This window comes from Amycolatopsis oliviviridis (genome assembly GCF_014654365.1).
Lineage (GTDB): Bacteria > Actinomycetota > Actinomycetes > Mycobacteriales > Pseudonocardiaceae > Amycolatopsis > Amycolatopsis oliviviridis.
The window spans coordinates 210,199-228,794 of the sequence record NZ_BNAY01000006.1 but is presented as its reverse complement, the minus strand read 5'-3'; the positions used below and the strand labels follow the sequence as shown (position 1 = coordinate 228,794).

17 protein-coding genes are annotated in these 18,596 nt (G+C 67.9%); 11 read left to right on the top strand and 6 right to left on the bottom strand.

What is annotated here, in order from left to right; genetic code table 11:
• Nucleotides 1-390, top strand: a complete 390-nt coding sequence (locus tag IE302_RS26290) for a cytidine deaminase (RefSeq protein WP_191257144.1) — start codon at nucleotides 1-3, stop codon at nucleotides 388-390.
• Nucleotides 387-1,667 (top strand): thymidine phosphorylase, encoded by a 1,281-nt coding sequence (locus IE302_RS26285; RefSeq protein ID WP_191257143.1) that lies wholly within the window; start codon nucleotides 387-389, stop codon nucleotides 1,665-1,667. The genes IE302_RS26290 and IE302_RS26285 overlap by 4 nt, the downstream gene beginning before the upstream one ends.
• Before the next feature lie 522 nt (nucleotides 1,668-2,189).
• Here the strand turns inward: IE302_RS26285 and IE302_RS26280 are convergent.
• On the bottom strand, nucleotides 2,190-3,278 hold the full coding sequence (locus tag IE302_RS26280) for a hypothetical protein (protein WP_005165536.1): 1,089 nt from the start codon (nucleotides 3,276-3,278) through the stop codon (nucleotides 2,190-2,192).
• A 210-nt stretch (nucleotides 3,279-3,488) separates the two neighbouring features.
• Between IE302_RS26280 and IE302_RS26275 the strand changes: the two genes are divergently transcribed.
• Together IE302_RS26275 and IE302_RS26270 are read left to right on the top strand one after the other, a co-directional pair.
• Nucleotides 3,489-4,589, top strand: coding sequence for an adenosine deaminase (locus IE302_RS26275; RefSeq protein WP_191257142.1), 1,101 nt, complete (start codon nucleotides 3,489-3,491; stop codon nucleotides 4,587-4,589).
• A 65-nt stretch (nucleotides 4,590-4,654) separates the two neighbouring features.
• On the top strand, nucleotides 4,655-5,860 hold the full coding sequence (locus IE302_RS26270; protein ID WP_191257141.1) for an MFS transporter: 1,206 nt from the start codon (nucleotides 4,655-4,657) through the stop codon (nucleotides 5,858-5,860).
• A 20-nt stretch (nucleotides 5,861-5,880) separates the two neighbouring features.
• Here IE302_RS26270 and IE302_RS26265 read toward each other — a convergent pair whose 3' ends face one another.
• Complete coding sequence (locus tag IE302_RS26265; protein ID WP_191257140.1) at nucleotides 5,881-7,128, bottom strand: SatS C-terminal domain-containing protein; 1,248 nt, start codon at nucleotides 7,126-7,128, stop codon at nucleotides 5,881-5,883.
• A 153-nt stretch (nucleotides 7,129-7,281) separates the two neighbouring features.
• Between IE302_RS26265 and IE302_RS26260 the strand changes: the two genes are divergently transcribed.
• A complete protein-coding gene (locus IE302_RS26260) occupies nucleotides 7,282-9,786 on the top strand; it encodes a DEAD/DEAH box helicase (RefSeq protein ID WP_191257139.1) in 2,505 nt (834 codons plus the stop codon).
• A 106-nt stretch (nucleotides 9,787-9,892) separates the two neighbouring features.
• Here the strand turns inward: IE302_RS26260 and IE302_RS26255 are convergent, their stop codons facing one another.
• Nucleotides 9,893-10,486: an NADPH-dependent F420 reductase gene (locus tag IE302_RS26255; protein WP_191257138.1), complete on the bottom strand. Its 594-nt coding sequence runs from the start codon at nucleotides 10,484-10,486 to the stop codon at nucleotides 9,893-9,895.
• Nucleotides 10,487-10,562: 76 nt separating this feature from the next.
• Here IE302_RS26255 and IE302_RS26250 point away from each other — a divergent pair, with 76 nt between their 5' ends.
• Entirely contained in the window at nucleotides 10,563-10,922 is a 360-nt protein-coding gene (locus tag IE302_RS26250) for a winged helix-turn-helix transcriptional regulator (protein ID WP_191257137.1), read from the top strand.
• Nucleotides 10,923-11,025: 103 nt separating this feature from the next.
• On the opposite strand, the gene IE302_RS26245 is transcribed toward IE302_RS26250, so the two are convergent.
• Entirely contained in the window at nucleotides 11,026-12,006 is a 981-nt protein-coding gene (locus tag IE302_RS26245) for a sugar-binding transcriptional regulator (RefSeq protein WP_191257136.1), read from the bottom strand.
• 130 nt (nucleotides 12,007-12,136) lie between these two features.
• On the opposite strand from IE302_RS26245, the gene IE302_RS26240 reads away from it, so the two are divergent.
• From IE302_RS26240 to IE302_RS26225, 4 genes are read left to right on the top strand one after another with little or no spacing between them, the layout of a single operon-like run.
• Nucleotides 12,137-13,141, top strand: a complete 1,005-nt coding sequence (locus IE302_RS26240) for a zinc-dependent alcohol dehydrogenase family protein (RefSeq protein WP_005165525.1) — start codon at nucleotides 12,137-12,139, stop codon at nucleotides 13,139-13,141.
• Nucleotides 13,134-14,474, top strand: coding sequence for an ABC transporter substrate-binding protein (locus tag IE302_RS26235; RefSeq protein WP_191257135.1), 1,341 nt, complete (start codon nucleotides 13,134-13,136; stop codon nucleotides 14,472-14,474). Before IE302_RS26240 ends, IE302_RS26235 begins: the two co-directional genes overlap by 8 nt.
• Nucleotides 14,474-15,409 (top strand): carbohydrate ABC transporter permease, encoded by a 936-nt coding sequence (locus IE302_RS26230; protein ID WP_039919425.1) that lies wholly within the window; start codon nucleotides 14,474-14,476, stop codon nucleotides 15,407-15,409. Before IE302_RS26235 ends, IE302_RS26230 begins: the two co-directional genes overlap by 1 nt.
• A complete protein-coding gene (locus IE302_RS26225) occupies nucleotides 15,406-16,221 on the top strand; it encodes a carbohydrate ABC transporter permease (protein WP_191257134.1) in 816 nt (271 codons plus the stop codon). Before IE302_RS26230 ends, IE302_RS26225 begins: the two co-directional genes overlap by 4 nt.
• Before the next feature lie 73 nt (nucleotides 16,222-16,294).
• Here IE302_RS26225 and IE302_RS26220 read toward each other — a convergent pair whose 3' ends face one another.
• Complete coding sequence (locus IE302_RS26220) at nucleotides 16,295-16,489, bottom strand: ferredoxin (protein ID WP_034304647.1); 195 nt, start codon at nucleotides 16,487-16,489, stop codon at nucleotides 16,295-16,297.
• Nucleotides 16,490-16,497: 8 nt separating this feature from the next.
• Nucleotides 16,498-17,712 carry a cytochrome P450 gene (locus IE302_RS26215; RefSeq protein ID WP_191257133.1) on the bottom strand — a complete coding sequence of 405 codons (1,215 nt, stop codon included), beginning with the start codon at nucleotides 17,710-17,712 and terminating at the stop codon, nucleotides 16,498-16,500.
• A 217-nt stretch (nucleotides 17,713-17,929) separates the two neighbouring features.
• Between IE302_RS26215 and IE302_RS26210 the strand changes: the two genes are divergently transcribed.
• The gene (locus IE302_RS26210) at nucleotides 17,930-18,565 is read left to right on the top strand and encodes a TetR/AcrR family transcriptional regulator (RefSeq protein WP_191257132.1); all 636 of its coding nucleotides are present in this window, start codon (nucleotides 17,930-17,932) and stop codon (nucleotides 18,563-18,565) included.
• Nucleotides 18,566-18,596 lie beyond the last annotated feature (31 nt).

The window sequence follows — 18,596 nt, the reverse complement described above, 5'->3', positions numbered from 1 at the left end:
ATGGCGGAGTACGACTGGGAATCCTTGCGGGCTCAGGCCGTCGAAGCGGCGAAGTCGGCGTACGCGCCGTACTCGGGTCTGCACGTCGGTGTCGCGGCGGTGGTGGACGACGGCCGGATCGTCGTCGGCTGCAACGTCGAAAACGCTTCGTACGGCTTGGGAATGTGCGCGGAATGCACGATGGCAGGCCAGTTGCGGCTGACCGGCGGCGGCAAGCTCGTCGCCGTCGCTTGCCGCAGTGGTGAAGGCGATTTGCTGATGCCGTGCGGACGTTGTCGTCAGATCCTGTTCGAGCACGGCGGCGCGGAGTGCCTTGTGGACACTCCCAGCGGCATCTTGCCGATGTCGTCGGTGCTGCCGGACGCTTTCGGGCCGGACGACCTGCCGTGAGCGCGTTCGCCGCCGTCGACGTCATCCGCGCGAAGCGGGACGGTGGACGGCTCTCCGACGAGCAGATCGACTGGACGATCGACGCGTACACGCGCGGCGACATCGCCGAGGAACAGATGGCCGCGCTCGCGATGGCCATCTTCCTGCGGGGGATGGATTCCGGCGAGATCGCGCGGTGGACCGGCGCGATGATCTCCTCGGGGGAGCGGCTGGACCTGAAGGTCAGCCGCCCGACGATCGACAAGCATTCGACGGGCGGGGTCGGCGACAAGATCACGCTGCCGCTGGCGCCGCTCGTCGCGGCTTGTGGCGCGGCCGTGCCGCAGCTGTCCGGGCGCGGGCTCGGGCACACCGGCGGGACGCTGGACAAGCTGGAGTCGATCCCGGGCTGGCGGGCCGCGCTGTCGACGTCGGAGATCATCCGGCAGCTCGACGACGTCGGCGCGGTGGTCTGCGCGGCGACGTCCGGGCTGGCTCCCGCGGACAAGAAGCTGTACGCGCTGCGGGACGTGACGTCGACGGTGGAGTCGATCCCGCTGATCGCGAGCTCGATCATGAGCAAGAAGATCGCCGAGGGTGCGGCCGGGCTGGTCCTCGACGTGAAGACCGGTTCGGGCGCGTTCATGAAGACGCTGCCGCAGGCGCGGGAGCTCGCGCGGACCCTGGTGGAGATCGGGGCCGCGCACGGCGTCGCGACGACGGCGCTGATCACGGACATGAACGTGCCGCTGGGCAACGCCGTCGGGAACGCGATCGAGGTCGCGGAGTCGGTCGAGGTGCTGCGCGGCGGCGGCCCGGCGGACGTCGTCGAGCTGACCGTGGCGTTGGCGCGGGAGATGCTGGCGCTGGCCGGGCTGTCCGATGTGGACCCGGCCGCGGTGCTCGCTTCCGGCCGGGCCTACGAGACGTGGTGCCGGATGATCGCCGCTCAGGGCGGGGATCCGGAAGCCGCTTTGCCGCGGCCTCGGCACGTCCATGTCGTCTCGGCGCCTTCGTCCGGCGTCTTGGCTTCGCTGGACGCGTACTCGGTCGGGGTCGCCGCTTGGCGGCTCGGGGCCGGGCGGGCGCGCAAGGAGGATCCGGTGCAGGCCGCGGCCGGCGTGCTCTGCCTGGCGAAGCCGGGCGACAAGGTGACGGCCGGGCAGCCGCTGCTGGAGCTCCACACCGATACGCCGGACGCTGTTGCTTCGGCTCTCGCTGCGCTCGAAGACGCCTACGCGATCGGCTCCTCGGCGCCGGACTCCGCTCCGCTCGTCCTGGAGACCGTGCGCGCCTGACCTGCGTTTAGCCCCCTAATCGCGATCCGGTGGCCCGGATCGCGATTAGGGGGCTAAAGTCGCTCCGCCCTGCCCGCGCCCCGCCCCGCCGGATCGCGTTTAGCCCGCGAAAGTCGCTCTGCCGTGAGCCCGGGCGCCGGATCGCGTTTAGCCCGCTAAACGCGACGCGCGGGGTGTGGCGGCTGGGTCCTGTCAGGAGCGAGCGTCCCCAATGCCACATTGGGGGCACCGGCGCTGGCGACCACACCGAGCACCGCAGGCGCGCGCCCTCGTCGCGGGGTCCCGGCCGCATCCAGAGGACGAAACGCGTGGGCCGGATCGCGATTAGGGGGCTAAACGCAGGTCGGTGCGGGGGAGGCAGAGAAGAGTGAAGGCCCCCTTCCCTCGGCTCAGCCGAGGGAAGGGGGCCTTCACGCGCTTCAGGAGTACGCGCCCGCATCCGTCGCGTTTAGTCCTCTGGGTGCTGAAGTGCGTAGTACGAACTACCGCAACTAGAGGACGAAACGCGGGAGGGGGAGGGCTTCAGTCGGTGGTCTCGTCGGTGCCGTCGGCCTTCGCCTTGGCGTCGGCCGCCTTGGGGGCGCGGCCGTTGCGCGAGCTGCGACGCGGCTGACGCGGGGCGGGCGGCGGCGGGGCGATCTGCTGCACGGCCGGGCCACCGCCGAGCATCAGCTCCGCGAAGGTCGCCATGGCCTCGTCCAGCTGGCCGCCGATGCGGCGCACGGACTCGTCGTTGCTCTTGCGCACCAGCGTGTCGACCGAGTCGGTGTCCGGCTGCTTCTGCAGCGTGCTCTCGACCTTCGACAGACCGCTGCGGATCGAGCCGTCCAGGTCGCCGAGGCGACCGGTGAAGCCGTCCTCGACCTTGTCGAGCCGCTCCGCCAGGTCGTCCAGCCGCGACGTGACCTTCTCGAGGCGGTCGCCGAGGCCGTCGAGGCGCTCGGAGGCGTCGATCATCTCGCCGGTCTCGGTCAGCGCGGTCTTCAGCGCTTCGGTGTTCGCGGTGAGGCTGTCCTTGGTGGCCTTGTCGAGGTTCTCGACGCGGGTCCGCAGCTCGCGGTCGACGGTGTCGACGCGGTCGCGCAGGGTCGACTCGGCCTGCTCGACGCGCTCGCGCACCGGGCCGATCACCGACTGCGGCAGCGAGTCGGTCTTCACGTCCTGCTTGTCGAGGTGCGCGCCGAGTTCGTCGAGACGGCGGTGGATGTTCTGGAGCTTGTCCTCGAGCCCGTCCATCCGGCCCCCGACGCCTTCGAGGCGCGCGGCCATGCCGTCGAGGCGGCCGTCCAGCTGAGCGAACGGCTTGGCCAGCTTGTCGACGATGCTCTCCACGGCGCGGGTCAGCGCGGCGATCGCGGTGTCCTGCGCTTCGAGCCGCGACATGGTCTCGTCGAGCCGCTCGGCGAGCACGCTGGTCTCGGTGCGGTCGGGCATCTCCGAGAGGCGCTTGCGGACCGCGCCGAGCGAGTCGACCGGCGCCAGACGTGCGTAGATGTCGTCGAGCGCGTCGAAGATCTGCTGCTGTTCGCTCTCACGCACTTCGGCCGCGCGCACCAGCATGTTGCGCATCCGGTCGAAGGACGGGGCTGCAATGTGGTTGTCAGTGGTCACTGCGGTGTCCTTCGTGGGCGGGGAAATGGGAGGGACGTGACGTGAAGCTTATCCATTGCGAAATTGCTGTGCGTATGGCCCCCGGGTATCGGACAATGCCGAGCTCTGACCCTGATGGCCGATTCAGCCCGTGATCGACAAAGCCGAGGGTTAACCAGCGCTCGAGACTTACCACCATGTAGGGGAATGACAGCCTGGTTACCGTTACGTATGTCCTCTGAAAGCAGCAGACCCCACGTCCCGGAGGCGGTACTGGCCCGCGCTCCCAAGGTTCTCCTCCATGACCACCTGGACGGCGGATTGCGTCCCGCCACGGTCGCCGAACTCGCCGAGCGGACCGGGTACCAGGCCCTTCCGGTCACCGATCCCGTCGCGCTCGGCCGATGGTTCCGCGACGCCGCCGATTCCGGCTCCCTCGTCTCGTACCTTGAGACGTTCGCCCATACCTGCGGCGTGATGCAGACCGAGGAAGCGCTGGTCAGAGTGGCCGCAGAGGCGGTCGAAGACCTCGCGGCCGACGGCGTCGTCTACGCCGAGGTGCGGTACGCGCCCGAACTCTTCGTCGAACGCGGACTGTCACTCGATGCGGTGGTCGAGGCCGTTCAGGCCGGTTTCGAGGAAGGTGGACGGAGAGTGGCGGCCGCGGGCGGCCGGATCCGCGTCGGGACGTTGCTCTGCGCGATGCGCCAGCACGCCAGGGCGCTCGAGATCGCGGGGCTCGCCGTCCGCTACCGCGACGCCGGCGTGGTCGGGTTCGACATCGCCGGACCGGAAGACGGATTTCCGCCTACCAGAAATCTCGACGCATTCGAGTTTCTGCGGACGAATAATGCGCATTTCACCATTCATGCCGGTGAAGCGTTCGGGCTCGCGTCGATTTGGGAGGCGATTCAGCATTGCGGTGCGGAGCGGCTCGGCCACGGCGTGCGCATCGTCGACGACATCAAGACCGACAGTGACGGCACGGTCCATTTGGGACGGTTGGCCGCCTACGTCCGCGACCGGCGGATCCCGCTGGAGATCTGTCCCACGTCCAATGTCCAGACGGGAGCGGCGCGCTCGATCGGCGAACATCCCATCGGCCTGCTCACCCGGCTGCGGTTCCGGGTCACCGTCAACACCGACAACCGGCTGATGAGCGGCTGCTCCATGACCAGCGAATTCGCCGCCCTGGCCGAGGCCTTCGGCTTCGGGCTGGCCGATCTCGAGTGGTTCACCATCAATGCGATGAAATCCGCGTTCCTCGATTTCGATCAGCGGCTCGACATCATCAACACGGTCATCAAGCCCGGGTACGCGGCCTTGCGTTAGTTAGCACCGGCAACTATCGTTCACTATGTAGGAGTAATATCCCAAATAGTGAAACGGTGGCGAAGATGGCGCAGGTCGTGGACGTGGGGATCGGCGGCAAACGGCGCTGGCTCATCCTCGCGCTCGGCCTCGCCGCGCAGACCGCGAGCTGTTCGTTCCTCTACGGGATCCCGTTCCTGGTGCCGTCCATGCAGCGGGCGGAGGGGCTCACGCTCGCCGAAGCGGGAACGGTGGTCGCGGCGCCGAGTCTTGGCCTGCTGTTCACCTTGATCCTGTGGGGCGCGGCCGCCGACCGTTACGGAGAGCGTTTGGTAATGGCCCTCGGACTCGGCGTCTCGGGGTTACTCCTCGTGTACGCCGCCGTCGCCGCCCACTCGCTCGGGACCCTCTTTGGAGTGTTCCTGCTCGCCGGTGCGAGCACCGCGTCAGTGAACGCCGCGAGCGGCCGGGCCGTCCTCGGCTGGTTCGGCCCGGCCGAACGCGGCTTCGCGATGGGCATCCGCCAGATGGCCCAGCCGCTCGGCGTGGGCGTCGCCGCCTTCGGTCTCCCGCCGCTCGCGGACCGCTGGGGCTTCCAGGTCTCGCTCATGCTGCCCGCGCTGATCGCGGTCGTCGTCGCGCTCCTGGTGGCCTGGCTCCTGATCGACCCGCCGCGTCCGGAATCCGGGACGACGGGGGAGAAGCCGCCGTCGCCGTACCGGCGGCCGGCGCTGTGGCGGGTCCACGGCGCGAGCGCGCTGCTCGTCGTCCCGCAGTTCGCCGTCTCCGCGTTCACACCCGTGTACCTCGTGACCGCGCACCACTGGACGGCCGCGTCGGCTGGCTGGTTCGTCGGCGCCGTCCAGATCCTCGGCGCGCTGGGCAGGCTCGTTTCGGGCCGCTGGTCCGACCGCGTCGGCAGCCGGCTGCGGCCGATGCGGCAATTGGCGGTCGCGAGCGCCGCCGTCATGCTTCTCGTCGCCGTCGGGGACGCGACCTGGCCGTGGCTGGTGCTGCTCGCGCTCGTGCTGGCCGCGGTGATCACCGTGTCCGACAACGGACTCGGCTTCACCGCGTCGGCCGAGATGGCCGGGCTCGCCTGGGCGGGGCGGGCGATGGGCACGCAGAACACCGGCCAGAACATCGCCGCCGCGCTGACCCCGCCGATGCTGGGCCTGGTCATCGGCGATTCGCGCTACGCCCTGGCCTTCTGCGTGGCCGCTGTCTTCCCGGCGCTGGCCGTGGCCCTGGTGCCCGTCAAAGACGAAAAGAGCCCCTCAGGACGAACCTGAGGGGCTCTTTCACGGGTGGATCAGACGACGGTCAACCTGTTCTCGAAGGTCTCGACGAGCTTGCGCCACTCGGACTGCTCCGCGTCGAACGGGGCGCTCGGCTCCAGGCGCGTGGGGTCCGGCCGCAGCACGAACGACACCAGCCAGCCGAGGCTTTCGTTGGCGGCCAGCGCGGTTTCGACGCTGTCGTCGTCGGCCCACTCGGCGGCGTCGGTGATCAGCTCGACGGCCAGCTCCAGCTGGGTCGGGTCGATCGACTCCGGACCTTCGGCGATGTCGTCGGCGATCCCGTTCAACACGTAGGTGTTCTCGGTGTCGACGTCGATCTCGAGCTCGCCCGCGGTGGCCTTCGTGGTCACCTCGTCCCAAGTGGACACTTGGGCGAGGTCGTTGCCCGCCAGCTCCTTGCCGTCCGCGATCGCGCGGATGAGGGCCTTCTCGGAGGTGAAGACGTCGATCTCGCCTTCGCTGCCGAGGAAGATCGGCTTGTCGTCGAGGTAGCAGCGCAGCGTGTAGTACTCGGCGCCGGAGGTGATGATCTTGATCGGGTCGATGCCGACCTCGCCCCAGAAACCGACCGGCTCGTCGTCTTCGTCCTCGTCGTCCGCGTCGACGTCTTCGAGGTCCTCGTTCTCGGCGGCCGCGGCTTCGGCTTCGGCGGACTCCGCGAGGAAGGTCGCGAGCTCCTCCGCCGTCTGCTCCAGCACCTTCTCGTCGACGTCGGGAACGGTCACCAGGCCGTCGATCGCGTCGAGCACGGTGTCCCACTTCTCGGAGACCGCCTGCGACAGGTCCGCCCAGAGACGCTCGCCGTCACGGCCGGAGAAGGGCAGCGTGCCCTGGTCCAGCAGCGAGAAGCTCTCGTGCGCGTCGAGGACCTCGTGGACCTCTTCGAGCTCGCACACGTCCGCGAGCGAACGCACGATGCCGATGATCTCGGCCAGCTCGCCCAGCGTCCACTGATCCGGCTTCTCGGCGACCAGCTCGGGGACGCCCACCAGGTCGTAGGTGTGGTCGTCGTCCGGGATCAGCTCGGGCACGTTCAGCGCCGGCACGACCTCCCACGCGGGGTGGTCGAGCAGGTCGTGCTGCTCGGAGGTCCGCACGAAAGCGGCGAGGTGCGCGGCGTCCGGGAAGGCGTACAGGTCTTCCTCGTCGCCGAGGAAGGCTTCCCACTCCTCGCCGTCCTCCCGCCAGCGCGGCGCCCAGAGAGTGACGACGTCACCCTGTGGCAGGCCGAGTTCGATCGGGATGATGTCCTGTGCCATTCCTTAGCCCTCTCGGATTACCGCCTGTGTGCGCGCGGCCGGGCGATGCTTGCCCGATGAGTGCGCGGTACCGCGAAGCCTACGGGTTTCCGCCGATGGGCGCGATCACCCCTGGGCAAGAAGCGACCAACGGATGGCACGATAGGCCTTCTGATGACACTTACAGACCTCCTGCCTGCGGCTCCCGACCCCGACTCGCTGTTCGAAGCCTTCTCGACCTGGACAGCCGAGCGCGGGCTGGAGCTGTACCCCGCGCAGGAGGAGGCCATCATCGAGGTGGTCTCCGGGGCGAACCTGATCCTTTCGACGCCGACGGGCTCCGGTAAGAGCCTGGTCGCCGTCGGGGCCCACTTCACCGCGCTTGCGCACGGCAGGCGCAGCTTCTACACGGCGCCGATCAAGGCGCTGGTCTCGGAGAAGTTCTTCCAGCTGATCGAGATCTTCGGCGCGGAGAACGTCGGCATGATGACCGGGGACTCGGCCGTGAACGCCGATGCGCCGATCATCTGCTGCACGGCGGAAATCCTGGCGAACATGGCGTTGCGGTTCGGTGCCGACGCGCCGGTCGGCCAGGTCATCGCGGACGAGTTCCACTTCTACTCGGAACCGGATCGCGGCTGGGCCTGGCAGGTGCCGCTGCTGGAGCTGCCGAAGGCGCAGTTCGTGCTGATGTCGGCGACGCTGGGCGACGTCTCGTTCTTCGAAAAAGATCTCACCCGGCGCACGGGCCGCCCGACCGCGGTGGTCACCTCGGCGGAGCGGCCGGTGCCGCTCACCTTCCGCTACGCGCTGACACCGTTGCACGAAACGATGTCCGAGCTGCTCAACGGCGGTCAGTCGCCGGTCTACGTCGTGCACTTCTCGCAGGCGGCCGCGATCGAGCGCGCGCAGACGCTGATGAGCATCAACGTCACCTCGAAGGCGGAGAAGGAGGCCATCGCCGAGATGCTCGGCGACTTCCGGTTCTCGGCCGGGTTCGGGAAGACGTTGTCCCGGCTGGTCCGGCACGGCATCGGCGTGCACCACGCCGGGATGCTGCCGAAGTACCGGCGCCTGGTCGAGCAGCTCGCGCAAGCCGGGCTGCTGAAGGTGATCTGCGGGACCGACACGCTCGGCGTCGGCATCAACGTACCTATCCGCACAGTGGTCTTCTCCGCGCTGACGAAGTACGACGGGGTGCGGCAACGGCATCTCAAGGCGCGTGAGTTCCACCAGATCGCCGGGCGCGCGGGCCGGGCGGGCTACGACACCGACGGCTACGTCGTCGTGCAGGCCCCGGACCACGTCGTCGAAAACGCCAAGGCGCTGGAGAAGGCGGGCGACGATCCCAAGAAGAAAAAGAAGATCGTCCGCAAGAAGGCGCCCGAGGGGTTCGTCAACTGGACGGAGAGCACCTTCGACCGGCTGATCGCGGCCGAGCCGGAACCGCTCACGTCGAGCTTCCACGTCAGCCACTCGATGCTGCTGAACGTCGTCTCCCGGCCCGGCAACGCGTTCGAATCGATGCGGCATCTGCTGGAGGACAACCATTCCGACCGTCCCGCTCAGCGGAAGCTGATCCTGCGCGCGATCGCGATCTACCGCGCGCTGCTCGCGGCCGGGATCGTGGAGCGGCTCGACGAACCCGACGAGCAGGGCCGGATCGTCCGGCTCACCGTGGACCTGCAGTTCGATTTCGCGCTGAACCAGCCGCTCTCGCCGTTCGCGCTGGCCGTGATCGACCTCCTCGACGTCGAATCGCCGTCGTATCCGCTCGATGTCGTGTCCATTATGGAATCCACTGTGGACAATCCGAGGCCGGTGCTCTCGCAGCAGCAGTTCAAGGCGCGCGGTGAGGCCGTCCAGGCGATGAAGGCCGAGGGCATCGAATACGACGAGCGGATGGAACTGCTCGAAAACGTCACGTATCCGAAGCCGCTGGAAGAACTGCTGGAGGCGGCGTATTCCCGCTACCGGCAAGGGCATCCGTGGGTCGAGGACTACGAGCTCAAGCCGAAGTCGGTCGTGCGCGACATGTACGAGCGCGCGATGAACTTCGTGGAATACATCGGTTTCTACCAGCTCGCCCGTTCGGAAGGGCTGGTGCTGCGGTACCTCACCGACACCTACGACTCGCTCCGGCACACGGTGCCCGACGAGGCCAAGGACGAAGGGCTGCAGGACCTCATCGAATGGCTGGGCGAACTGGTGCGCCAGGTCGACTCCAGTCTCCTCGACGAGTGGGAAGCCTTGCGGCACCCCGAAGAAGAGGGCCCGGTTTCGACCAGGCCGCCGTCCGAGCCGCCCGCGGTCACGCGGAACGAGCGGGCTTTCCGGGTGCTCGTGCGGAACGAGCTGTTCCGCCGGGTCGAACTCGCCGCCCGGCGCTCCTACGGGACGCTCGGCGAGCTGGACGCCGCTTCGGGCTGGGACGCGGACGCGTGGGAAGACGCCATCGAGGACTATTTCGACGAGCATGAAACGCTCGGCATCGGACCGGACGCGCGCGGGCCCAAGCTGCTGATCATCGAGAAGGAGACGGAGCTCTGGCGGGTGCGGCAGATCTTCGACGATCCGGCGGGCGATCACGACTGGGGCATCAGCGCGGAGGTCGATCTGGCGGCCTCGGACGAGGCGGGGTCGGCGGTCATCCGGATCACCGCGGTGGACCAGCTCTGAGGCAGGGGCTGAAGGACGCTTTCCCCGCATGCGACGTGGGGAAAGCGTCCTTCGCCGCGTGAGATGCGGGGAAAGTTCCCTTCGGCCCGCGGCGACGACCTTGAGATCAGACCGGAAGGGGCGGGAAGCAGGCCTGGGCGTCGTGTCCGCCGAACCACAGCCCGACCGTGAACGCCATGGTCGCCTCCAGGAGCCGCGCCCGGTCGAGCCCGCCGGCGTTCAGCGGCGTGCAACCGATGTCGCGCACCAAAGAGCTCACCACCTCGACGGCTTCCGGTGCACCACAAAGGGGCACCGCGAGCGGACGGCCGCCGAACACCGGGGGAGTCATCCGCCACACGTCCACGTGACACAGGTTGAACGCCTTGACCACCTGGGCGTCCGGCGCGGCGGCCGCGATCCGCTCCGCCTGGTCGGGGATCGTGAGCACGGCGCCGGGCCCGACCGCGTTGGTGCAGTCGATCAGGACCTTCCCCGCGAGGGATTTCCCCGCCGCGGCAAGGACTTCCGTCACCGACGGCGCGGGGAGAGCCAGGAGGATCACCTCGCTCGCGCGAGAGACCTCTTCCCAGGTCCCGGTTCGAGCGGAGATCTTTTCCGCCTTGGCCCGGTCGCGCGCGGCGACCATCACCTCGTGCCCGGACCACTGGCCGCCGAGCGCCTCCGCCATCCCGCCCGCGCCGAAAATGCCGATCCGCATGTGTTCGCTCCCTATGATCGAGTTACGACACGACCGTAGAAAGCGGCGCGGGTACCAAGTGGTTACCGGAGGTCCCATGAACGACGTCTTCCTCGCCGACTGCCGGGCCCGGCTGGCCTTCGACCTGATGGCGAACACGTGGAACCCGGTCGTGCTGTGGGCGCTGCGCGAGGGGCCGTCGCGACCCGCGGAGCTGCGGCGACGGCTGGGCGGGATCAGCACGAAGGTGCTCACGGAAACGGTCCGGCGGCTGGAGTTCAACGGCCTGGTCCACCGGCGTGACTGCGGTCGGACGGCGAAGGTCGAGTACTCGCTGACGGACCTCGGGGCCAGCCTTCTCGGGCCGATCGAGGCCTTCGGGGAATGGGCTCACCGCCACGGCGACGACGTGATGGCGGCTCAGGACAGGGCGACCCAGTTGCGCGAACTCGCGTGATTGGAGGCCGATCTCGCGTGATCAGACGGCGAACTCGCGTGATTGGAGGCCGATCTCGCGTGATCAGACGGCGAACTCGCGTGATTGGAGGGACGACACGCGGCTAGGGGAGCGGGCGGGCCTCGGCCAGCTTGAGCAGCGGGACGGCCGCGGCGGCGTCGGTGATCAGGGTCGAGACCATGCCGGAGCGCAGGACGGCGTCGATCGCCTCGGCCTTCGGTTCCGTGTAGCCCAGCGCGATCACCTCGGGGACCGCCAGCAGTTCTTCGGCGCTTATGGCCAGCACGTGGTGGGCCAGCCCGGTGGACATCGGCGTCCCGTCGGCGTCGAACAGGCGCGCGGAAACCTCCGCTTTGGCACCGCGTTTCGCGATCGCGCTCCGCTCCGTCTCGTCGAGCGCGTCGTAGACCGTCGACTCCTCGGGTTTCCACGCGCCGATGCTGACGACGGCCTTGGTCAGGTTCTTGAACTGCCCGAAGGTCTCCGCGATCCCGGGCTGCCTGCGCAGCGTCTCGGTGGTGCGGCGGTCGGGGAGGACGAGCGGCCCGAAGATCGGGTACGCCTCGCCGCCGGACACCGACGCGACCCGGCTGACCGTCTCCACCGACCGGTCCCGCATGTCCATGCCCGCCTGCACCCCGCACAGTTGCACGACCGGGCATTTCGGCAGCGACTCGATCGCCTCGGTCATCGCGTTCACGGAACGTGCCCAGGACAAGCCGATCACGTCGCCCTGAGTGACGATTTCGGTCAGAAGACGGGCGGCGAGAGAGCCGATTTTCCGCCGCGCCACTTCGCGGGATTCCGGTTCCGGTGCTCGTTCGAGCACGAGAACGCGGTCGAGCCGATACGCGGAGCGGATCTCCTCCGACAGTACGAGATCGACCGGCGCCGGCAGCCGGAACTCGACCGTGACGATGCCGGTTTCCCTGGCCGTGTCCAGCATTCTGGCGACCTTGAACCGGCTGATCCCGAACTCGTCGGCGATTTCCAGTTTCGAGGCGCCCTGTTCGTAGAACCGCCGGGCCACCGCGGCCAGGCGCAGCGACTCCACCAGGCCGGGACCCTGCTTCTTCCCGCTCATCTGAGCACTATAGCGCGAAATCAACCCGAAAGGTTGACGTAACACTTGGGAAAAGTTCACCATGCCTGACACGTGCAGTCCGAAGCATAGGCCCATCCCGCTCATTTGAGCGGAGAGAAGAGGAGCTGGCATGCGTGCCGCGATCGTGGACAAGCCCGGGGAGATCAGGGTCGGCGAGGTACCCGATCCCAAACCGGGGGATCGCCAGGTCGTCGTCAAGGTGGGTGCCTGCGGGATCTGCGGGACCGACCTCCACATCGCCGACGGGCACTTCCCGCCGACGCCCTACCCGATCGTCCCCGGCCACGAATTCGCCGGCGAGATCGTCGAACTCGGCGCCGACGTGCCGGGCGGCTGGAAGGTCGGCGACCGGGTGGCCGTCGACCCGTCGCTGTTCTGCGGCTACTGCAAGCCTTGCCGGTCCGGCCGCGGGAACCTCTGCGAGAACTGGAACGCGACCGGGGACACCGTGAACGGCGCTTTCGCCGAGTACGTCGCCGTTCCCTCCGCGAACTGCTACCGCATGCCGGACACGATGACCTGGGAACAGGGCGCCCTCGTCGAACCGGTCTCCTGCGCGGTCCACGGCGTGCGCCGGATCGGGGTCGAGGCGGGGGAGCGGTTCCTCGTCGTCGGCGCGGGCACGATGGGCCTGATCATGCAGCAGCTGCTGCAGCGCGCGGGCGCGCAGGTCACGGTGGTCGACCGCAACACCGCCCGGCTCGGCCGGGCGATGGACCTCGGCGCGGTCGCGGTCGCGGGTGACGTGAAGGATCTGGACGACGAGAAGTTCGAAGCCGCCGCGGACTGCACCGGTGCCGCGCCCGCCATCGAAGCCGCCTTCGACTCGCTTCAGCGCGGCGGCCGCTTGCTGGTCTTCGGGGTCGCGCCGGAAGAAGCGCGCGTCGCGCTTTCGCCGTTCCGGATCTACAACGACGAGATCACCGTCGTCGGCTCGATGGCCGTCATGAACAGCTTCGGTGCCGCGCTCGACCTGGTCGCCAGTGGCGCCGTCGACACGGGCGCGCTGCTCACCGACACGCTGCCGCTGGAGCGGTACCCCGAAGCCCTCGACCTCATGCGCAGCGGCGCCGGCTTGAAGGTGCAGGTAATACCGGGAGGCGAAAGTGCGTAAAGCAGCCACCCTGTTCGCGGTTCTCCTGCTGAGCCTCACCGGATGCGCCGGTGCGGGCGCGCTCGGGACCGGAGACCGGACGCTCGTCGTCGGGATCGTCGCGAACCCGCAGATGAAGGACGCCATCGAGCTTTCCGGCGAGTTCGAGAAGGCGAACCCCGGCGTCACCCTCAAGTTCGTCTCCCTGCCGGAAAACCAGGCCCGCGCGAAGATCACCGCGTCGACGGCCACCGAGGGCGGCGAGTTCGACGTCGTCATGATCAGCAACTACGAAGCGCCGCAGTGGGCCGCGAACGGCTGGCTCGAAAACCTCGAACCGCATATCGCGGCGAATCCCTCCTACGACGCGGGCGACTTCATCCCGAGCATCAAGGAATCCTTGTCGTACAACGGATCGCTCTACGCGGTGCCGTTCTACGGCGAGTCGTCGTTCCTGGCCTACCGCAAGGATCTGTTCGACCAGGCCGGGATCAAGATGCCCGCCAAGCCGACGTGGTCGCAGATCGCCGAGTTCGCCGCGAAACTCGACGACAAGGCGAAGGGCGTCGCCGGGATCTGCCTGCGCGGCAAGCCCGGCTGGGGCGAGAGTCTCGCGCCGTTCACCACGGTCGCCAACACCTTCGGCGCGCAATGGTTCGACAAGGACTGGAACGCCAAGCTGACCAGCCCCGAATTCAAGGCGGCCGCCGACTTCTACGTGAACCTCGTGCGGAACCACGGCGAGGTCGGCGCGTCGAGCGCGGGCTTCTCCGAATGCGGCACGCGGTACACCCAGGGCCAGGCCGCGATGTGGTACGACGCCACGGTCATGGCGGGCACGAACGAGGACCCGTCGGCCAGCAAGGTCGTCGGGAAGTCCGGTTACGCCCCGGCACCGGTGGAGAAGACGCAGGCGAGCGGCTGGCTCTACACCTGGGCGCTGGCGATCCCGAAGGTCGCCAAGGACAAGGACGCCGCCTTCAAGTTCATGTCCTGGATGACGGACAAGGCCTACGTGCAGCGCGTCGCCAAGGAGTTCGGCGACTGGAACCGCGTCCCGCCGGGCGTGCGGAAGTCGACCTACGACATTCCTCAGTACCGCGAGGCCGCCAAGGCCTACGCGCAGCCGACGCTGGACGGGATCGCGGACGCCGACCAGCGCAAGGCGATGGCGAATCCGGTGCCCTACCCCGGGATCCAGTTCGTCGGCATCCCCGAGTTCCAGGATCTCGGCACCCGGGTGAGCCAGCAGCTCTCGGCGGCGATCGCGGGCCAGATCACCGTGGACGAAGCCTTGAAGCAGTCCCAGGAGTACGCGCAGACCGTCGGCAAGTCGTATCAGGAGGTGCAGTGATGGCCACGCTCTCCGCTCCCGCCCGCACCGAGCCCGCCCACGCGAAGACGGCGGCTCCGAAGCGCGGCACCGACACGCCGTTCAAACGACGGCTACCCCTGTTGCCCGCCTTGCTGTTCGTCGTCGCCGTGACGCAGCTTCCGTTCGTGCTGACGGTGTTCTACTCGTTCCAGTCGTGGAACCTGGTGCGGCCGGGCTCGCGGCATTTCGTCGGTCTGCAGAACTACATCGACGTCTTCGCCGATTCGACGTTCCTCGGGGCGCTGCTGAACACCGTCGTCCTCACGGTCGTCTGCGTGTTCTTCTCGCTGCTGCTCGGCCTGGGGCTGGCGATCCTGCTGGACCGCAAGTTCCTCGGCCGCGGCGTGGTCCGGACCCTGCTGATCACGCCGTTCCTGATCCTGCCTGCGGCGGGCGCGCTGCTGTGGAAGACGACGATGTTCGATCCGACCTACGGGTTGCTGCACTTCGTGTTCGGCACCGACGTCGACTGGCTTTCGGAGTTCCCGCTGGCCGCCGTGATGGCCCAGGTCGTCTGGCAGTGGACGCCGTTCATGATGCTGCTGATCCTGGCCGGGCTGCAGAGCCAGCCGAAGGACGTGCTGGAGGCCGCTTCGGTCGACGGCGCCGGCCGCTGGCGGACGTTCACCGCGATCACGCTGCCGCATCTGAGCCGGTTCCTGCAGCTGGCGACGCTGCTGGGCGCGATCTACATCGTGAACAGCTTCGACGCGATCTTCCTGATGACGCAGGGTGGCCCGGGTACGGCCAGCACGAACCTGCCGTTCTACATCTACCAGCGGGCGTTCCAAGGTTTCGACGTCGGGCAGTCGTCCGCGATGGGCGTGATCGTCGTGATCCTGACGATGATCGTGGCGACCTTCGCGCTGCGCCTGATGTTCCGCACGTTCTCGGTCCAGGGAGGCGCGAAATGAAAAGCCGCTTCGGCCCGGGCGCGCTGACGGTCGCGACCTGGGTGATCGCGATCCTGTTCGTGTTCCCGCTGCTGTGGATGATCCTCACGGCCTTCAAGCAGGAGGCCGACGCCTACACCGATCCGCCGCGACTGGTCTTCACCCCGACGCTCGACCAGTTCGCGGGCGTGCTCGAACGCGGTTTCCTGCCGTACCTGTCGAACTCGGCGTTCGTCACCGTGGTTTCGACGATCTTCGTGCTGCTGCTGGGAATCCCGGCGGCGTACGCGCTGTCGCTGGCGCCGGTGAAGGGGACGAGCAACGCGCTCGGGTTCTTCCTGTCGACGAAGATGCTGCCGATCGTGGCCGCGATCATCCCGCTGTACGTGATCTCGCAGAACACCCAGCTGCTGGACAACGTGTGGGCGCTGATCATCCTGTACACGTCGATGAACCTGCCGCTGGCCATCTGGATGATGCGGTCGTTCTTCCTGGAAGTGCCGCACGAGATGATCGAGGCGGGCCGGATCGACGGCGCGACCCTGCCGGTGCTGCTGCGGAAGATCATCATGCCGGTCGTCGCGCCCGGGGTGGCCGCGACCGCGCTGATCTGCGTGATCTTCTCGTGGACCGAGTTCTTCTACTCGGTCAACCTCACCGCCGCGCGGGCCGGGACGGTGCCGGTGTTCCTGGTCGGGTTCATCACCAGTGAGGGCCTGTACTGGGCGCAGCTGTCCGCCGCCGCGCTGCTGGCGTCCCTGCCGGTGATGATCGTCGGCTGGATCGCGCAGAACCACCTGGTCCGCGGCCTTTCGATGGGCGCTGTCAAGTAAGAGGTACATGAAGGCCCCCTTCCTTGCGCCAGGCGCAAGGAAGGGGGCCTTCATGTACCTCGGTGAGGTGCGACTACGCGAGCGACAACGCCTGACCAGGGCAGATGTGCACGGCGGTGCGCGCGTTCTCCTCTGCCTCTTCCCCCTCGGGCTCGGCGTTCAGCACGAGGACCGTTCCGTCGTCCTCGCTCTGGTCGAACAGATCGGGATCGGTGAGCACGCACTGGCCCGCGCCCACGCATTTCCCGGTGTCCGCGATGATCTTCATGGCTCCTCCTACCAGGTGACCGGGAGGGCGTGGAGGCCGTAGATCGTCGAGTCGTGCTTGAACGGCAGCTCGTCGACCGGAACGGCGACCTTGATCCCCGGCATACGACGGAACAACGTATCGAACACGATCTGGAGTTCCATCCGCGCCAGGTTCTGGCCGAGGCACTGGTGCACCCCGAACCCGAACGCGACGTGGTGCCGCGCGCCGCGTTCGATGTCGAAGTCGTCGGGGTTCTCAAAGCCGTCCGGGTCGTGGTTGCCCGCGTTGCTCAGCCCGATGACGCCTTCACCCGCGCGGATGAGCGTGCCGCCGATCTCGACGTCCGCCGTCGCGAGGCGTGACGTCGCGGTCTCGGCGATGGTGAAGACCCGCAGGAGTTCTTCGATCGCGGCGAGGGTCTTGCCCGGATCCGCCTTGATCTTCTCCAGCTGATCGGGATTCTCCAGCAAGGTCACGGTGCCGAGCGAAATCATGTTCGCCGTGGTCTCGTGACCGGCGATGAGCAGCAAGAACGCCAGGCCGACGAGTTCGTCGTGGTCGGCTTCCCCCGCTTCCCGCTGTTTGAGGATCTGGCGGCCGAGGAGGTCTTCTTCGGTGGCGTTCGCTTCTTTCTTGGTGACGAGTTCGTCGAGATAGCTCTCGAGCGCTTCGAACGCCACTTGCCGGTCTTCGGCCGAGACCTCCCGGTTGAGCATCTTGGAACTGCAGCCCTGGAAGAACTCGTGGTCCGAATAGGGGACACCGAGCAGTTCGCAGATCACCAGGGACGGAACCGGCAGGGAAAGCGCCTGGACGAGATCGGCGGGTTGGGGGCCCGCGAGCAGGGCGTCGATGTGTTCGTCGACGATCTGCTGGATTCGCGGCTGGAGCGCTTTCATGCGCTTGACCGTGAATTCCCCGACGACGTCACGCCGGGCCTGGCTGTGCTCCGGCGGGTCCATCGAGATCAGCGACGCGCGGAACGGCTTGTCCTCGCGCCGGATCTGCCGCTTGATCATCAGCGGGAAATCCGGATTCTGCCGGTCGGAGCTGAAATGCGGGCTGCTCAGCATTTCGCGGATGTCTTCGAGCCGGGTGAGCGCCCAAGCGGTTTGCCCGGAAGGCAGACCGACCCGGGAAATCGGACTTTCCGTGCGAAGCGTGTCGTATTCCGGTGGCGGGGAAAACGGGCACTTGCGCATCAGCGGCAAGTTCGCGGTGGTTTCCTCGACGTCAGTCATCGGGTTTGTCCTTCCCCAGATGTCGGGTGGGTTCGGGCGATATCGGACAGGAGGCCCCAAAACATATGCGGATGGTTTCATTCCGCTTATGACATCCAAGGTACTCAAGCGGAGGCGGGTCGTCCACTCGCGAAGGGGTGGTTTCCCGGGAAGCGTGAAGGGCAGGCCCTTACGTGCGAGAATCACGGCCCTGAAGGACCTTCGAGAGGCGAGGACCATGACAGCCGACCCCGAGACCCGCTTGCGTGCCGACGCGCGCCGGAACCGGGATCAGATCCTGGCCGCCGCGAGACTGATCTTCGCCGCCCAGGGCGCCGAGGTCCCGATGGAGGAGATCGCGCGCTCGGCGGGCGTCGGCGTCGGCACCCTCTACCGGCGGTTCCCGGACCGCGACGCGCTGATCCGGGCGGTAGCCGTCGACAACTTCGACAGGGTCCTCAGGGACGCGAAGGCCGCGAGGGACGAGGAGTCCTCGGACTGGGACGCCCTGATCCGGCTGCTGCACCAGTCGATGGAACTGCAGCTGAGCATCCAGCTCGCGATGGTGTCGCCACGCGCGCTGGCGATCCTCAAGAGCGATCCGGGGATCAAGGCCCTGCGTGACGAGCTGCTGGTGGTGCTGAGCGGCTTCGTCCAGGGCGCGCAGGCGGAGGGCAAGCTCCGCGAGGACGTCGCCACCGGGGACGTCGCGATGCTGTTCGCGACGCTGCTGCGGCAGATGCCGGGCAAGAACGAAGAGGTCGCGCGGATGGCGATCCGGCGGTGCATCGGCATCATGATCGACGGCCTGCGGGCCGGGGCGAACGAGCCGCTGCCGGGCCGGGCGCTGACCGGGGCCGACCTCGACCCGTGACGCGCTACGCATTCAGAGGACGAAATGCGGC

What these genes read in the sequence shown, in the direction of transcription:
- IE302_RS26290 (WP_191257144.1), top strand. Translation starts at nt 1, where the DNA reads ATGGCGGAGTACGACTGGGAATCCTTGCGGGCTCAGGCCGTCGAAGCG.
- IE302_RS26275 (WP_191257142.1), top strand. Translation starts at nt 3,489, where the DNA reads ATGTCCTCTGAAAGCAGCAGACCCCACGTCCCGGAGGCGGTACTGGCC.
- IE302_RS26270 (WP_191257141.1), top strand. Translation starts at nt 4,655, where the DNA reads ATGGCGCAGGTCGTGGACGTGGGGATCGGCGGCAAACGGCGCTGGCTC.
- IE302_RS26265 (WP_191257140.1), bottom strand. Translation starts at nt 7,128, where the DNA reads ATGGCACAGGACATCATCCCGATCGAACTCGGCCTGCCACAGGGTGAC.
- IE302_RS26260 (WP_191257139.1), top strand. Translation starts at nt 7,282, where the DNA reads ATGACACTTACAGACCTCCTGCCTGCGGCTCCCGACCCCGACTCGCTG.
- IE302_RS26255 (WP_191257138.1), bottom strand. Translation starts at nt 10,486, where the DNA reads ATGCGGATCGGCATTTTCGGCGCGGGCGGGATGGCGGAGGCGCTCGGC.
- IE302_RS26250 (WP_191257137.1), top strand. Translation starts at nt 10,563, where the DNA reads ATGAACGACGTCTTCCTCGCCGACTGCCGGGCCCGGCTGGCCTTCGAC.
- IE302_RS26245 (WP_191257136.1), bottom strand. Translation starts at nt 12,006, where the DNA reads ATGAGCGGGAAGAAGCAGGGTCCCGGCCTGGTGGAGTCGCTGCGCCTG.
- IE302_RS26240 (WP_005165525.1), top strand. Translation starts at nt 12,137, where the DNA reads ATGCGTGCCGCGATCGTGGACAAGCCCGGGGAGATCAGGGTCGGCGAG.
- IE302_RS26230 (WP_039919425.1), top strand. Translation starts at nt 14,474, where the DNA reads ATGGCCACGCTCTCCGCTCCCGCCCGCACCGAGCCCGCCCACGCGAAG.
- IE302_RS26225 (WP_191257134.1), top strand. Translation starts at nt 15,406, where the DNA reads ATGAAAAGCCGCTTCGGCCCGGGCGCGCTGACGGTCGCGACCTGGGTG.
- IE302_RS26220 (WP_034304647.1), bottom strand. Translation starts at nt 16,489, where the DNA reads ATGAAGATCATCGCGGACACCGGGAAATGCGTGGGCGCGGGCCAGTGC.
- IE302_RS26215 (WP_191257133.1), bottom strand. Translation starts at nt 17,712, where the DNA reads ATGACTGACGTCGAGGAAACCACCGCGAACTTGCCGCTGATGCGCAAG.
- IE302_RS26210 (WP_191257132.1), top strand. Translation starts at nt 17,930, where the DNA reads ATGACAGCCGACCCCGAGACCCGCTTGCGTGCCGACGCGCGCCGGAAC.